Source organism: Vibrio sp. bablab_jr001, assembly GCF_016464285.1.
Classification (GTDB): Bacteria; Pseudomonadota; Gammaproteobacteria; order Enterobacterales; family Vibrionaceae; genus Vibrio; species Vibrio fluvialis.
The window spans coordinates 128,847-143,959 of the sequence record NZ_JACDWZ010000106.1 but is presented as its reverse complement, the minus strand read 5'-3'; the positions used below and the strand labels follow the sequence as shown (position 1 = coordinate 143,959).

The following is a 15,113-nucleotide window of genomic DNA, read 5'->3' as shown; positions in this document are numbered from 1 at the left end:
GCTGAACCATAAATGTGCAGATGCCTGAAAACGGTGCATATTTAGACACTTGACAACCGATGCGTAAGCAATGATTACTGTAATAAAGGGCCAATATGAAAGGAGTTCTCTTGGAGACTGAACTGGGACAGCAGAAACGCTCTATTTCGGGAGAAATTCGTCGTCGCAACCAGGAATTAATCTTGCAGGCTGCTGCTGATGAATTCGTCAAACATGGATACAAAGGCACATCGGTTCAAGCGATTGCCGATCGAGTGAATTTGCCCAAAGCCAATATTCTCTATTACTTCAAGTCCAAAACGGGACTGTATAAAGCGTTATTGCAGGATATTCTCACGCTGTGGAATGAAGGTTTTTCAGAAAGTGCCATCGACAGTTCGCCACAAGCTGTGCTTCGCAATTATATCGTCGGCAAAATGCGCTATAGCCGAACGCATCCTCAAGAGTCGAAGATCTTCGCTCAAGAGATTATTCAGGGCGCGCCGGTGATTCGTGATGAAATTCAGTTTCCGGTCGTCAACTGGGCAGCGGGCAAAGCAAGTGTGATCAACGCGTGGGTAGAACAGGGGCTAATTCGCCCGGTCGATCCGCTACATTTGCTGTTTTTGATATGGGGAGCCACCCAATTTTACGCTGATTTTGATACTGAAATTCAGCTCATCAAAGGTGCGCCCATGTCCGAAGAAGAGTTTGAACAGGCACAGCAATTTCTTGTCGATATGATTTTACGCGGCCTTGCCGTGACATCGTAACTTTAAGCTTCATGGAGGAAGACTTGAGCCCGAACAGCAGTAAAAAAGTCCCATTATTTGGGATCGGGATTGCCGGCAATTTCGCTGGCCACTTACAACAGACTGGCGAAGCAAAAGCGCTTCAAGGTGACGTGGATACCAGTCGCCCGCAGGCGCTTTTTCCCTTTTATGTCACGGACGCCAGCGACGAATACTTAACGGTTAATCCGTATTCGTTTGACAGTGTTCTGTTACCTAATGATCCAACGGCACGGGTGCAGATGGAGCCTGAAATCGCACTTGTGGTTAAGGTGAACTATCTTGGCACAACCGTTATCGGGCTGGAACCAGAATCGATGACGCTGCTCAACGATTTGACTCATCGCAATGCCGTTGTTAGCAAATTGGCTGAAAAGAAAAACTGGGGGCTGGCATCAAAAGGCATTGCGAAAAAAGCGTGGCCACTGACCAGTTTCAGCGCCGAAGATGGGCTCGGGAAGTACCGATTCTGCAGCTTTCATCGCCGAGAAGGCGTTTGGTCAGCATGTTGCCATGACGTCTCATTGAGTGATTACAGTTACTGCTATGAACAGTTGATTTCTTGGTTGATAGAACAGCTCAACACTCAGAAAAACGAAGGAGCACTGCATAGCCTCGCCACGCTGATTGGCGAGGCAGGGTACCCAAAACGCATGTTGATCTCACTGGGCTCATCTCGCTATACGAAATACGGTGAAGAGCACCAATTACAATCCGGTGATGAACTGTGCGCGGTGCTGTATGACTCGACACGTATTGATAATCCCGAAATCCACTCCCTGATTGTTGAGCAGACGATTGACGAACTTTTACAGCAACACATTGTACTTAAGCAATCTGTTTATGCGCGGGCAGAATAGACTTACGCCATAAACGACAAAGGAGCCAATCGGCTCCTTTGTCGTTAGGACTTCACTCGATGACGTCCTTCTTTCTTAGCTTCAAGCAGCAATTTATCTGCCTGTTCAAACGCCGAAACGAAGTTATCGTTATCTTTTATCTCAGTGACACCGAAACTACAAGTGACAATGTCACTCATTCCGGGGACCCGTAACTTTCCGATTGCTTCACACAGGCGTTCTGCAACCTGTAACGCTCCCGGTAGGTCATCGCCGGGTAACAACAGCATAAACTCATCGCCACCAAATCGGCCGATTTTATCGGAAGGGCGAATCTCCTGCTTAACGAGATTTGCAATGGCTATCAATACTTTATCGCCAATGATGTGGCCGTAATTATCGTTAATCACTTTAAACTTGTCGATATCGAACAAAATCATTGAAATCGGCTGGTTATAACGACGCGCGCGAACGACTTCGTCATGAACATTACGAATAAAGAACTGACGGGTTTGTACATCCGTCAGAATGTCTTGCTCGGAAAGGCGGCGTAGTTTCTGATTGTCGACTAAAATGTGCGGCACCCAGAGCCCGAAATAAGTGTTGGCCGCCAGTAAATAGATGGTGAACTGATACACCATCGCGCGTTCAGATAATCCTAAAACGTCCACCAGCACCGCCGTTAGCGTGCTGAGCACTGCCAAGCTGATAAATGAACGTGAGGCAGTTTCGGTAAACACAATCCACATCTGTGCAATACCAAGAAAGAACACCATGAACACAATCTGTGAAGAAGGATAGGCGGCCACAAGCATACTGATGCTCAATAAAATAAGGCCTGCGGTAATCAGCTTATAAATAAAAGGCTGCAGCGGTAAATCATCCAACAATGGTTTGAAATGCTTTATCAACCATCGGCCTTCAGAAGGGTAAAATTTCCCGAGAATTGATACGATCAGCGGTGTGATGACCACAACACCAATCAAATCACCCACCCACCAAGGGACCCACAATTGCATGATGTCGGAGTAATCGATGATGCCGGTCATCGCCAACGCAGTCGAGCCGCCGATGGCGGCAACCAACGAGGAGCACACGGCTAAGATCAAAAATAGCAAAATCAGATTGGGAACTTTAACGGTGTCTTGCTCTGCACTGATCTGCTTAAGCAACGAAGCACCAAGCCAGTATGCGAAACTGTGAATACCTGCGAATAACAAACCGGTGGAAACCAATGTCGTAAATGACTGATGGGCACCGTAAATGCTATTTTCCCAAAAGGTCGCAGTAATTGAGCACAAAATGAGAACGGGTAAATACGACCAGCCCAAAACCAAAAAGATAGCGAATGTTACACCGGAGGGGGGAAACCAGACACTGACGTGTGGCTCATATTCCATCAGAGCAGCAGCCCGCCACATGATAAGCCAAGCACAAGCGACCAAAATCGGGCGTAGAGAAATTGATCGCATCCATTTGTCATAAATCGACAGAACATCTTGATTAACAGCCAAATGTCCTCCTTGACCTTCACTGCATGACGTAGGCTTATTTAATAGTAGTTACTGATCAATAACTCACTAAGTCGTTATTGAGTTTTTATTCATTTACTTACAAGTTGATTAAAGAAATTTGACATAAATCATAAGATTGCACCACGATAGCACTTAGAGTAGCGCCAGTTCTCAACATGGAGACATACGGAAAAACTTTGATGTCCCCGATGCCGAGTATCGACTAACATAAGTTTAATATTCAACTGAATACAGATGACTTGCAGACGTATGTTGAAACGCAACTTCGCTATACCTCTTGGGACTTTCCTTTTTACTTACTCCTCTTGGGCCATCGCAGGTTACTCCTCCATCCAGAATTTTTTGGAGAACAGCTTTGCGGCAACGATCGTACTGAGCGACAGTGATGTATTTACCGTTGGCATCAGCGATTTTGATCCTAACAAGTTGCTCAACACTGATAATGAAGAATGGGGCACGGAGGAGTCGCTCGACAACCGCAAGAAATATGCTGTTTCGACACTACCTTATACGTTTGAACTCAGCGAGGCGGATGCCATTAATCAGCACAGCATTTTACTGCGCTTATCGGGGATGGTATCTGAAGAAACGGTGCAGTTTGCTCCTGACGAGCCGAAAGACGATTTTCGCCAAGTGATCGTCGACTTATACGCCGCTTACCGCTTCAAACATAATTTCGATGAACACTGGTCGTTTGAGCCCGGATTTGGAGCTCATTTGTTGCGCTACGAAAATAGCATGGATTACAACAGCCCAACCGGGCAGCAAATTGCACCTTTTCTTGACAATTTACTGTTCAACACCACGGCCTGGGCCAACATTTATGAGCCGCACTTTAAAGTGAAATACAAGTCAGAGGAATCCTGGGGGCGTTGGCAAGTTTCATCATCCTGGCACTACTTTTACGGTTATGGGTGGGGGCAAGCAAATGAAGGCGATATCGGTCATCCCGAAGGGTGGTATATCGCAAATGGAATAACCGCAGCCTATGACTTTTCTCAGCTCGGTCGTTCTGTTCAGTCTATCTACTCCAGCCTCAAAAGGGTGGACGTGGGTGGAGACATCAACCAGCCTCTGGGCACATCGATGTACTATGAGGCAAGCGTTGGATGGTTAATGACCCCACCATTTGAAATCAGTTTTATAGACAACATTGGAATTGGATTGGCCTTAAATTACGGCAGCGCATTCAAAGGCGGCAGTATTGTGCTGTTTTTCAATCAGGACTGATTCGCCACTTTGACACAGTTGCGACCCGCTTTTTTCGCAGAGTAGAGCGCCTGGTCTGCCAATTTGATTGCCGAAATAGGATTGCGCTCCACTGTACTGTCGCAGACACCAATACTGACGGTGATATTCACCGATGTACGTTTAGCATCAGAGCGCTGTTTCACGCCATCTTTATCGTTCTTTGGCCGCGAATCAAAATTACGAATCACAAGATCATACTGTTCAATATCAGCGCGCAGCAGCTCCAGAAAATCCACCGCTTGATCGGCGGTTTTACCTTTAAACAGAACGGTAAATTCTTCGCCGCCGTAGCGATACACTTTAGCGCGCCCCTGAACCAAGCGCAGCCGGGCCGCAACTAACTTGAGCACGTCATCGCCGGTCTCATGACCATAGGAATCGTTGAACTTCTTGAAGTGGTCCACATCCACCATTGCTACCGTAAAACGTCGCCCGAGGTAGCGCATATCCAGATCCAGTGCATGACGCCCAGGTAGCTGCGTCAGCCTATCGTTAAATGCCATCTCATGGCTGGCCGATAACAAATACAGTATCAGAAGCACACCAGCTAACGAGAACATGGTGCTGGAGACATACTGCACCTGAAAGAAAATGAAGGTGTTCGACGCCAACAGAATTGAGGTGTAAATCACCACATCCATTAGACGATTTTTGGTTAACACAAAAATACTGGTGATGCCCGTTAATGCCGCAAGATAGAGCACCAGAATGAACGGCAGTTTAGATATTTGTTCGACTGAATAGAGCAAGCCGTCGTTAAGATCCGCAAAGCCACCGGATTGATATTGCGTGATAATGAGATAACACCACACGCCGAATAGAGTGAGAATACCCAAATACACCGCAAATCCGCGGCTAAACAATCCACCATTTTTAAAAGCATAGCTGAGCAAGCAAGCGATAGGCAGCAAAATAGCCAGCAGAGACAGTTCAAGCAGGGTGGTGCCTGTGGTTAGCGGGGTTTGCAAACGATACTGAATCACCCAATAACATATCATCATCGCACAGGCCACCATGGCCATACGACTTTGTTTAAAGAGATGCGCGATCGCAATGGCGGCAATAAATAGCACGTAGGGTAAATTGCCCGCAAATCCAAGATTTGAGCGGGTGATAATAATGACGTTGTTCATTCCGAACCACAGTGCAGCAAGCAGAATGATTGGAAATGAAAAACGAAACCAATACGAGGTAACCAGACTCGACGACATGTTCTAACAACTAGCCATTTGACTTAATGATAAATTCAAAAATAGTTATGTTCGCTAGCATACTTCTATTTAATGATTTTCCAAGCTTTTTGCTAAACTTAAGTCGTAAAAGCGGGTGCTTGACCATACATTTAATCTTGTATGTGCGACATTGATTGCCTATCGGTTAAGTGTTGGCTAGTGTAGCAAAACATCAAATCGCGCGTAGGATCGCCGATTATTTGTGTTCAGGAGAGTCAAGATGCAAATCAGTGTCGACGTACACAACTATATGGAAGCTCTGGTAGGCCAGGTGTTAGCCCAAGAGTATTACGTGGAAAACTACTCCAATGAGCAGTTAGCCGATTTGGCATGCCTCGCGCTCAGTCAGATTCGCCCAATCTACATTCGCCATGACATCGATTTTTTATCGGCATTGCCCGAGGCCCGTTTGGTGATATTGAAGAAAAGGGCCGAAACAGCTATCGAGGCCGCAGAATCGATGATCGTTGATGATCGTCGCAAAAATCGTGATGATGACCTGCCGGTTGTCATCGCTCAGACGCGTTTTGATGACGATGCAGAATTGGAGTGGTACGAAAAGCCGATTCTCGGCCATAAAGATCCAGCCTAAAATTGATTACCCAAAGGAGTTGTTGTGGGACTGTTTTCTCGTTTGTTTGGCGGTAAGTCAGAAAACCAAATCGAAGTTGTTCAGCCTGTCGAATACAAAGGCTTTCTCATTTACCAGGAACCGCTTGCTGAAGGCGGGCAATACCGTATTGCCGGGCGCATAACCAAAGAAGTCGATGGTGAATTAAAAACCCACCGCTTTATTCGTTCCGATGTACTGCCAAGTAAAGAAGATGCCAAAGAACTGATGCTGAAAAAGGCGCAGATGTTTATCGACCAAATGAGTGGTCAGATCTTCTCTTAACTCATCCAGTCGTTGACAGAAATCATAAATAAAAGGGCCATAAGTCGATATGCTTGTGGCTCTTTTGTTTTTCTGTGCACTTTGCAAATTCCTGTTTTTATAGATATTTGTCTATACTGGTTTGACCTCTGCTGTGTTGAAGTGATGTTGTATTCCAAGGGCAGAGTCAACAGAATCCTTTACTACCTAACGTTATAACTAATGAAAGTTTGTATTTATATAACAAATAGCTTGAAGTTAGGTTAGTCGTTAGATAAAAACAGAATAATCATTGTGCCAATAGTCAAGGAACAGCTATGCAAATTGGTGTACCAAAAGAAATACTCGCAGGAGAAACGCGAGTCGCTGCTTCACCAACGTCGGTTGAACAGCTCATTAAGCTAGGGTTTGAGGTCGCTATCGAGTCTCAGGCAGGATCACTGGCCAGTTTCGAAGATACTGCTTATGAAGCAGCGGGCGCGAAAGTGGTGAGTAAAGATGACGTATGGCAATCAGACATCGTCTTAAAGGTGAATGCTCCTGTTAGCAACGAAGAAGTTGACGAGATTTCTTTGCTCAAGGAAGGCGCTACACTGATTAGCTTTATCTGGCCTGCTCAGAATCCTGAGCTGATGGAAAAACTGACCGTTAAGAACATCAACGTGATGGCGATGGATTGCGTGCCACGTATTTCACGCGCACAAGCTCTTGATGCGTTGTCTTCAATGGCCAACATCGCAGGTTACCGCGCCGTGGTTGAAGCTGCTCACGAGTTTGGCCGTTTCTTCACTGGCCAAATCACGGCTGCAGGTAAAGTACCACCAGCGAAAGTTTTCGTAGCGGGTGCGGGTGTTGCTGGCCTTGCGGCTATCGGCGCGGCTGGTAGCCTTGGCGCTATCGTGCGCGCATTCGACGTTCGCCCTGAAGTAAAAGAACAAGTACAGTCTATGGGTGCAGAGTTCCTTGAAGTCGATTACAAGGAAAACTCGGGCTCAGGTGATGGTTACGCGAAAGAAATGTCCGATGACTTCAACAAGAAAGCTGCGGAGCTGTATGCCGCGCAAGCCAAAGACGTTGATATCATCATTACGACCGCCCTTATCCCGGGCAAGCCAGCGCCAAAACTGGTGACCAAAGAGATGGTCGACAGCATGAAGCCGGGTAGTGTGATCGTTGACCTTGCGGCCGCAAACGGTGGTAACTGTGAATACACAGTCAAAGACCAAGTCTTTGTTACACCAAATGGCGTGAAAATCATCGGCTATACCGATATGGTCGGCCGTCTGCCAACGCAATCTTCTCAGTTGTACGCAACGAACCTTGTCAACCTTCTGAAACTGCTATGCAAAGAGAAAGACGGCAACATCGACATCAACTTTGAAGATGTGGTACTGCGTGGCGTCACAGTGGTGAAAGGTGGTGAAATTACCTGGCCAGCACCACCCATTCAGGTCTCGGCACAACCTCAGCAGCAGGCAAAAGTACAGCCGATCAAAGAGAAAAAAGTTGAAGAACCCGTATCTCCAATCAAGAAACTTGCTGGGCTGGTGATTGGTGTTGGCGCCTTCGCGTGGATCGCATCGGTTGCGCCAGCCGCTTTCCTTGGTCACTTCACAGTATTTGTTCTCGCATGTGTTGTGGGTTACTACGTTGTTTGGAACGTAACACATTCATTGCACACGCCTCTGATGTCCGTAACCAATGCGATTTCAGGCATCATCGTGGTAGGTGCACTGCTGCAAATTGGGCAAGGCAATGGTGCAGTCACCTTCCTTGCGTTCATCGCAGTTCTAATTGCAAGCATTAACATCTTTGGTGGCTTTACCGTGACCAAACGTATGCTTGAAATGTTCCGTAAAAACTAAGGGAGTACACAATGTCTGCAGGATTAGTACAAGCGGCGTACATTGTTGCTGCTCTGTTTTTCATTTTGAGTCTGGCGGGTCTGTCTAAGCAGGAATCTGCAAAGGCAGGTAACTACTACGGTATCGCGGGCATGACCATCGCGCTGCTGGCAACGATCTTCAGCCCGGGTGCATCTGGCCTTGCTTGGATCATTCTGGCTATGGTGATTGGTGGTGCTATCGGTATGCATTTCGCGAAGAAAGTTGAAATGACCGAGATGCCAGAACTGGTGGCGATTCTTCACAGCTTCGTGGGTATGGCTGCTGTTTTGGTTGGTTACAACAGCTATCTGGATGCTCCAGAAGTGGCCACCCATGCCGAACATGTCATTCACCTTGTTGAAGTATTTATCGGTGTATTCATCGGTGCGGTAACCTTTACGGGTTCTATCGTGGCATTCGGTAAACTGCGCGGCATCATTAAATCGTCGCCGTTGAACTTACCTCATAAACACAAACTGAATCTGGCTGCTATTGTAATTTCAGCACTGCTACTGACGCGTTTTGTTAACGCAGACGGCAGCATGTTTGCGTTGATCGTGATGACTCTGATTGCGTTTGCTTTCGGTTACCACCTGGTAGCATCGATTGGCGGGGCTGACATGCCAGTCGTCGTTTCAATGCTGAACTCATACTCAGGCTGGGCAGCCGCGGCAGCGGGCTTTATGCTGGCAAACGATCTACTGATCGTAACAGGTGCATTGGTTGGTTCATCGGGTGCGATTCTGTCTTACATCATGTGTAAGGCGATGAACCGTTCATTTATCAGTGTTATTGCCGGCGGCTTTGGCCAAGAAGTGGTGATTAGCGGTGAAGAAGAGCAGGGCGAGCATCGCGAGATCAACGCTGAAGATGTGGCAGATATGCTGAAGAACTCAAAATCTGTCATCATCACTCCTGGATACGGCATGGCGGTAGCGCAAGCTCAGTACCCAGTGTATGAAATCACAGAAAAACTTCGTTCCATGGGTGTTGAAGTGCGCTTTGGTATTCACCCGGTAGCAGGTCGTTTGCCTGGTCACATGAACGTACTGCTTGCTGAAGCGAAAGTGCCCTACGACATCGTTTTGGAAATGGACGAAATCAACGATGATTTCTCAGATACGGATACCGTACTGGTGATTGGCGCGAACGATACGGTGAACCCAGCCGCACAAGAAGATCCAAACAGCCCAATCGCGGGAATGCCAGTGTTGGAAGTGTGGCACGCACAAAACGTTATCGTATTCAAACGTTCGATGAATACGGGTTACGCTGGCGTCCAAAACCCACTTTTCTTCAAAGAGAACACACATATGTTGTTCGGCGATGCGAAGGATAGTGTAGACGCGATTTCTAAAGCACTGTAACCTTCCGGTTAAGACCTCTAAGAAGCCAGCATTTAGCTGGCTTCTTTATTTTTCGTTGATGCATTATTGACAGCAATATAACAAGCCAAATGTATCTTTCTAGGATAATACGTTATAGTTTTGTAACCCTATGATCTGCCGAAGATTCAAATTGATTAAAGCGATACTAAGAACCCTAGTCGTTGTAGGGCTGTTTACCACATCCTCCTCATACGCGGATTCTCTGCCTGAGCGCATAGATCTGTTCGTATCGCTATTTGACTACAAATCGGCGGCGGTCTCCTACGACATTCGCGGCATTCAGAATGATTATCCAACACGTTTGCTGACCCCAGACAGCATGCTGCCGCAAACATCAGCGTATCCATTAAAAGATATCCAGCAACTTTATAGCCTCGCGCAAACTTGTACCGGTAAACTGCCATTGAACCCGCTGGTAACTGAACCTTTAGTGTTTACACGTGCCATATGTAAAGGTACCCAACTGCCGATGCGTTGGTTTGCAAGAAGTGCGCTGATCCATCCAGGCGGTGGCACTTATGCTTCACGATATGCTGAGATGCACCCGGACAAACTAAATGAGTTGCAGCAATACATGCATATTCAGGAACGCCCGAAAGCAGCGAAAGATTCATTGTTAGGCCGCTTGCAAAGCATGAATGAAGATACCATGACGGCGTTAATCGCTGGCGCGGTAATGTTTGGTGACGATACGGAACTTTGGCTGAGAAAAGGGGACGAATATTACGTTTTCGACGAAGAGACTTGGAACCGTAACGCCAGCAAAGCGGGGCTTTCTTACAGTATCGCAACCTCAGAAAGTACCTGTTTCGTACAGCGTGGTAACATTTGTTGGGATATAGAAGACCATTCTGACTTACTGCGTATCAGCATGGTTGCCCTAGTCATTGCCAACATACTCTTGGTACTTGGCTGGTCAATTTATCGTTGGAATTCAAAGCGTCAGGAAATGAAGAGCCGAATGCTCATCCTGCAAATTCTGACTCATGAGCTGCGTACACCGATCGCAAGTCTCTCATTGACCGTAGAAGGATTTCGTCGCGAATTTGAACATTTGCCTGAGTCTGTATACGATGAGTTCCGTAGGCTGTGTGAAGATTCACGCCGATTACGTCAATTAGCGGAAGCAAGTAAAGATTATTTGCAATCCGATAACAAACCTCTTGCAACAGACTGGGTTCCGTCGGTTGAAGAGTGGTTAAGATACAAAGTTGAAGAAGAGTTCGTAGATCCCGTAGAACTTAAAATAGACAAAGACATAGCAGCCAAACTCAATGTCTACTGGCTAGGAACCTGTGTAGATAATTTAATACGCAACGCGGTGAAATACGGCGTCGCTCCAGTGACACTAGAAGTAACAACAAAATCTAACGCTGTCACAATTAAGGTTACGGACCAAGGAACGCTTACAAACAAGGATTGGCGTCATTTACGCAAGCCATTTGTCAGTAAAAGTGGCTTAGGACTTGGCTTAACTATAGTAGAATCGATGGTCGGAAGAATGGGGGGAACAATGACCCTTGTTGGACCGCCGACCACTTTTATATTGGAGATACCCTGTGAAACAGACATTGCTTCTCGTTGAAGATGATAAAAACCTAGCTGACGGACTTCTGGTTAGTTTGGAGCAAGCAGGATATGACTGTTTACATGCAGAAACGATTGCTGGTGTAAAGCAATACTGGGAGAAAGCGGATTTAGTGATTCTGGACCGCCAGCTACCTGATGGTGATTCAGTACAACACTTGGCTGATTGGAAAAAACTGAAAGATGTCCCTGTGATTCTTTTGACTGCATTGGTGACGGTTAAAGATAAAGTAACAGGTCTGGACGCAGGTGCTAATGATTACCTGACTAAACCTTTTGCCGAAGCAGAACTCTTTGCACGCGTGCGCGCTCAACTTCGTTCGCCTGAAAATGAAGATCAAGACGACAGCAAAGTGGTCACCGAGAACCTGACGATTGATAAAGCAACACGTGAAGTCTATTTCAACGGCGAATCGGTAACATTGACTCGTACTGAATTCGATCTACTGCTGTTTTTGGCAAGCAATTTAGGCCGTGTATTTACGCGTGACGAGCTGCTGGACCACGTTTGGGGTTACAACCATTTCCCAACAACCCGTACTGTAGATACTCACGTACTTCAGTTGCGCCAAAAGTTGCCCGGTCTGGAAATCGAAACCCTACGTGGTGTCGGTTATAAGATGAAAGCGTAACGAATGCGGAAATCAGCATTATTAATGGGCACGCTATTATGCGTGCCCTTATCTACACAAGCGGTCGAATGGTTTGAGAAAAACACGCCATTAACCCAAGCGCACCAACATTTGCTCAACAACGACTTGGAGAGCATGTTCGCTTCCTTAGTTGAAGTGTGGCAGTTGGAGCACAACAAAAGCATAACTGCACATCTGAACGATCTGTTAGTTCAGTCACTGACTGTCGATTGTGGAAAAGGACTCGATTCCAAACCTTTCCCAGAGTGGATTAAGTCTGTTCTTATTCGTCGGGTCGACATACAAAGCCCTGGTCGAGACGCCTATCAGGTAATTATTGACGCGAAAACCAAAAAGAATATTTCTGACATTCGACTCACTCAGTGGGTAGATAAACCGTTATCCACAGACAGCACGTTCACCAAAACCGATAGTGACAACGTTACTAGCTCAACCGTTTCCTATCTTAAACGTTACAACTTGAATACTAAGCTAAGTATGGGCTTGTACCGACTGGATATTACGGCGAGTGATCAAGAATCCTGGAGCGCGTGGATTATATTTGGTGAACCTAAAGCGAAGCAAACTGTTCGCTGGGCATCCAAAGATCAGTGGATTGTGGAGAAAAATGCACTCCTAAATCGATTCTGTCCACTACCAAAACTTGGCGTGTCGGTCTTTGATTACGTAGACGGCAAATATAAGGAAATTTGGAGCCAGAGTTACGAATCGGATTACCCGACATCGCTAGGGCTAAATAATTTACCGTCCGATCGCTATGTTTTGGCAGTCTCGATGACCCATCAACGTTGGCAAGGGCCAATCACCATTGAGCAATCTCAAGTTATCAGCAAAACATATGACGTTTCGCTAGAGGAATAACTAAAGATAATGGACAATATGCCGTTATAAAACGAAACGGAACTTACGGTTTATATCGGCATGAATAATAAAATCAAACTTCTCGCACTGTCTGTCGCATTGGCAGCACCAAGTGCTTTCGCAGCCAACTACGCCGTCGAAGCTCGCGGTGATGCAATGGGTGGTGTTGGTGTCGTATCAGCAAACTATCTGACAGCTCCTTTCTACAACCCAGCGATTGTTGCAATATACCGCCGCAATGACGATGCCGGTATGATCCTGCCAAGTATCGGTGGTTCGTATAATGACCCAGATAAAATGGTCGACGGCCTTGATCAGATCTCAAGCATTCTCGATAGCAATGACGTTTCTCGTGTCGACGAACTACAGAGTGCAATGAATGACGTCAGTGGCGATGTTCTAAGCGCACATCTTGGTGGCGTGGTAGCATTTGGTATTCCAAACCAATATCTGGCCATGAACATTTTTGGTAAGGCTTACACTGAATCATTTGCAACAACCAATATTGCCGATAGTTGCCCGAGTTATAGCGAAGGCTCCGACGAGTGTACGTTCGAAAAAGCCCAGAACAGCACCGTTAATGCGGTATCTGTCGCTGTAACCGAAGTAGGGATTTCATTAGCCAAATATCAAACCTTTATGGGACAGCACCTTTCGTTTGGTATCAGCCCGAAATTGCAACGTATCTACACATACGTGTATGAAGCCAGCATCAGCGATTATGACTTTAAAGATCTTCGCGAAAACAGCACAGGCGAAACAACGTTCAATATTGATGCTGGTGCCTTGTGGTTCTATGGCCCATTTCGAATCGGTTTTGCAGCAACCAACTTGATCAGTCGAGACATTGAAACCAAAACCGTAGCGTCAAAAGTTTCAGGCAATCCCAATCTGCAGTACTCCTATCAGATTCGTCCACAGTATACGGTTGGTGCCGGTTTGGTTGCCGACTATGTCACTCTGAGCGTGGACTACGATCTCAACGAAGACGAGCGTTACAAAAATTTTGCAGACAACACGCAAATGATTCGTGTCGGTGGTGAAATTGATTTACTACGCCAGCTAAAACTGCGTGCTGGTTATTACAAAAATCTGGCCTACAGCGGTAGTGAAGGGACGGTAACGGCTGGTGTGGGTATTTCGCCACTCAACCTATTCCAATTAGACATTGGCGCAAGTTACACCAATGAACAAGCAATGGGTGCATACGTAAACTTCCTTGCGAGTTATTAAGCGAAACACTATAGTTGGGCTCCTTAAAAGGAGCCTTTTTTATGTTTGACGATATACCAACTCTTTCTCACGCCGAACAGCAGGCGGCAGTAGAAAAGATTCAGGCGCTTATGGCGCAAGGAATCAGCACTGCAGAAGCAATAAAAATCGTTGCTCAAGAAATAAGACAACAACAAACAGAGCAACAAACCAAAGAATAGGGCACGTAAGTGCTCTTTTTTTTGCCTTTCATTTAGACTTACAAGCCACACTTCAAATCAATAATCCTACCAAAAACACCAAGGCAACCAAACAATCAAATATATAACAAACACTTACGACAGGATAAAACCCTGGCGCAAGGGTGAGCTTTTACTGATTTGTAATTTTATTACACATCAAATTACACTCAAAATAAAAGCCAGTTTATTGTCCTGATGCGTTACGGTGTGATTACTCACTGTCGTCATATCTACCGTAGTAACTATCATTGAATTAAACATGGACGAAATGACAATCGATCCAACCGCCAATCGAAAGGTATCGCATCAAGATTTGATTTGGTCGCTAATGACAGCTTAATACAGCACAAAACATACCAGGTGACACTGTCACTTAGTTGGGCTTCGTGCGCTTATCTTTGGCGCAGATAGAGAAGGTTTGAAGCATAGTGAGTACTTCTGTCTTAATTTGGTGGCGTGTGAATGGCAACGGGGAAAGATTTCAAGTGTCATTCAGTATTTGGAATTTGGATGTGATTAAAAACGCGCTGACGACGTTGAGTTTAGGCATGACTGGCAGCGGACAAAACGCGGTTTAAACCGGAGTAATTTCTCTGTCATCGATTGAACAGTCAGCGAACGTCTAACCATAGAGTTAGTCACTTGGAAAGCTCAACGCCATGATGAAGCATGTGGCAACTCGCAATCACTTCACGGACAACACTGGCACTCAGCGTAAAAATTGTAGCGACAAAATGATCAAGCAGTAAAAACGCAGAAGAAACGCGACAGCAGATTAACAAA

Annotated in this window: 14 protein-coding genes; 12 read left to right on the top strand and 2 right to left on the bottom strand. The window is 46.0% G+C overall.

Going from position 1 to position 15,113, the window contains the following annotated elements; all coding sequences use genetic code 11:
- Nucleotides 1-110: 110 nt before the first annotated feature.
- Together JIG40_RS20735 and JIG40_RS20730 are read left to right on the top strand one after the other, a co-directional pair.
- The gene (locus JIG40_RS20735) at nt 111-752 is read left to right on the top strand and encodes a TetR family transcriptional regulator C-terminal domain-containing protein (protein WP_020328571.1); all 642 of its coding nucleotides are present in this window, start codon (nt 111-113) and stop codon (nt 750-752) included.
- Nucleotides 753-775: 23 nt separating this feature from the next.
- On the top strand, nt 776-1,630 hold the full coding sequence (locus tag JIG40_RS20730) for a DUF5718 family protein (RefSeq protein ID WP_199466009.1): 855 nt from the start codon (nt 776-778) through the stop codon (nt 1,628-1,630).
- Between the two features lie 44 nt (nt 1,631-1,674).
- Here JIG40_RS20730 and JIG40_RS20725 read toward each other — a convergent pair whose 3' ends face one another.
- Nucleotides 1,675-3,123: a diguanylate cyclase gene (locus JIG40_RS20725; protein WP_244662708.1), complete on the bottom strand. Its 1,449-nt coding sequence runs from the start codon at nt 3,121-3,123 to the stop codon at nt 1,675-1,677.
- Nucleotides 3,124-3,393: 270 nt separating this feature from the next.
- Between JIG40_RS20725 and JIG40_RS20720 the strand changes: the two genes are divergently transcribed.
- Entirely contained in the window at nt 3,394-4,374 is a 981-nt protein-coding gene (locus tag JIG40_RS20720) for a Solitary outer membrane autotransporter beta-barrel domain (RefSeq protein WP_199466008.1), read from the top strand.
- Here the strand turns inward: JIG40_RS20720 and JIG40_RS20715 are convergent.
- On the bottom strand, nt 4,365-5,606 hold the full coding sequence (locus JIG40_RS20715; protein WP_199251568.1) for a GGDEF domain-containing protein: 1,242 nt from the start codon (nt 5,604-5,606) through the stop codon (nt 4,365-4,367). The two genes, JIG40_RS20720 and JIG40_RS20715, sit on opposite strands and share 10 nt — an antisense overlap.
- Nucleotides 5,607-5,847: 241 nt before the next feature.
- Here JIG40_RS20715 and JIG40_RS20710 point away from each other — a divergent pair, with 241 nt between their 5' ends.
- From JIG40_RS20710 to JIG40_RS20670, 9 genes are all read left to right on the top strand, one after another.
- The gene (locus tag JIG40_RS20710) at nt 5,848-6,219 is read left to right on the top strand and encodes a late competence development ComFB family protein (RefSeq protein WP_024375431.1); all 372 of its coding nucleotides are present in this window, start codon (nt 5,848-5,850) and stop codon (nt 6,217-6,219) included.
- 24 nt (nt 6,220-6,243) lie between these two features.
- Nucleotides 6,244-6,522 (top strand): HlyU family transcriptional regulator, encoded by a 279-nt coding sequence (locus JIG40_RS20705; protein ID WP_020328565.1) that lies wholly within the window; start codon nt 6,244-6,246, stop codon nt 6,520-6,522.
- Nucleotides 6,523-6,818: 296 nt separating this feature from the next.
- Nucleotides 6,819-8,366, top strand: coding sequence for a Re/Si-specific NAD(P)(+) transhydrogenase subunit alpha (locus JIG40_RS20700; protein WP_020328564.1), 1,548 nt, complete (start codon nt 6,819-6,821; stop codon nt 8,364-8,366).
- Nucleotides 8,367-8,377: 11 nt separating this feature from the next.
- Nucleotides 8,378-9,754, top strand: coding sequence for a Re/Si-specific NAD(P)(+) transhydrogenase subunit beta (gene pntB, locus JIG40_RS20695; RefSeq protein WP_024375590.1), 1,377 nt, complete (start codon nt 8,378-8,380; stop codon nt 9,752-9,754).
- Nucleotides 9,755-9,884: 130 nt separating this feature from the next.
- Nucleotides 9,885-11,360, top strand: coding sequence for a sensor histidine kinase VxrA (gene vxrA / locus JIG40_RS20690; RefSeq protein WP_020328562.1), 1,476 nt, complete (start codon nt 9,885-9,887; stop codon nt 11,358-11,360).
- Nucleotides 11,335-11,994, top strand: coding sequence for a response regulator transcription factor VxrB (gene vxrB, locus JIG40_RS20685; protein WP_020328561.1), 660 nt, complete (start codon nt 11,335-11,337; stop codon nt 11,992-11,994). The genes vxrA and vxrB overlap by 26 nt, the downstream gene beginning before the upstream one ends.
- Before the next feature lie 24 nt (nt 11,995-12,018).
- Nucleotides 12,019-12,876: a DUF2861 family protein gene (locus JIG40_RS20680; protein WP_233275486.1), complete on the top strand. Its 858-nt coding sequence runs from the start codon at nt 12,019-12,021 to the stop codon at nt 12,874-12,876.
- 60 nt (nt 12,877-12,936) lie between these two features.
- Nucleotides 12,937-14,109: a conjugal transfer protein TraF gene (locus JIG40_RS20675; protein WP_158126266.1), complete on the top strand. Its 1,173-nt coding sequence runs from the start codon at nt 12,937-12,939 to the stop codon at nt 14,107-14,109.
- A 41-nt stretch (nt 14,110-14,150) separates the two neighbouring features.
- Nucleotides 14,151-14,309 (top strand): YoaH family protein, encoded by a 159-nt coding sequence (locus JIG40_RS20670; protein WP_020328558.1) that lies wholly within the window; start codon nt 14,151-14,153, stop codon nt 14,307-14,309.
- The last annotated feature ends 804 nt before the right edge of the window (nt 14,310-15,113 follow it).

Bases quoted from the DNA above. Each gene is read 5' to 3' on its own strand.
- JIG40_RS20720 (WP_199466008.1), top strand. From the start codon at position 3,394: ATGTTGAAACGCAACTTCGCTATACCTCTTGGGACTTTCCTTTTTACT.
- JIG40_RS20715 (WP_199251568.1), bottom strand. From the start codon at position 5,606: ATGTCGTCGAGTCTGGTTACCTCGTATTGGTTTCGTTTTTCATTTCCA.
- JIG40_RS20710 (WP_024375431.1), top strand. From the start codon at position 5,848: ATGCAAATCAGTGTCGACGTACACAACTATATGGAAGCTCTGGTAGGC.
- JIG40_RS20700 (WP_020328564.1), top strand. From the start codon at position 6,819: ATGCAAATTGGTGTACCAAAAGAAATACTCGCAGGAGAAACGCGAGTC.
- pntB (WP_024375590.1), top strand. From the start codon at position 8,378: ATGTCTGCAGGATTAGTACAAGCGGCGTACATTGTTGCTGCTCTGTTT.
- vxrA (WP_020328562.1), top strand. From the start codon at position 9,885: ATGATCTGCCGAAGATTCAAATTGATTAAAGCGATACTAAGAACCCTA.
- JIG40_RS20680 (WP_233275486.1), top strand. From the start codon at position 12,019: ATGGGCACGCTATTATGCGTGCCCTTATCTACACAAGCGGTCGAATGG.
- JIG40_RS20675 (WP_158126266.1), top strand. From the start codon at position 12,937: ATGAATAATAAAATCAAACTTCTCGCACTGTCTGTCGCATTGGCAGCA.
- JIG40_RS20670 (WP_020328558.1), top strand. From the start codon at position 14,151: ATGTTTGACGATATACCAACTCTTTCTCACGCCGAACAGCAGGCGGCA.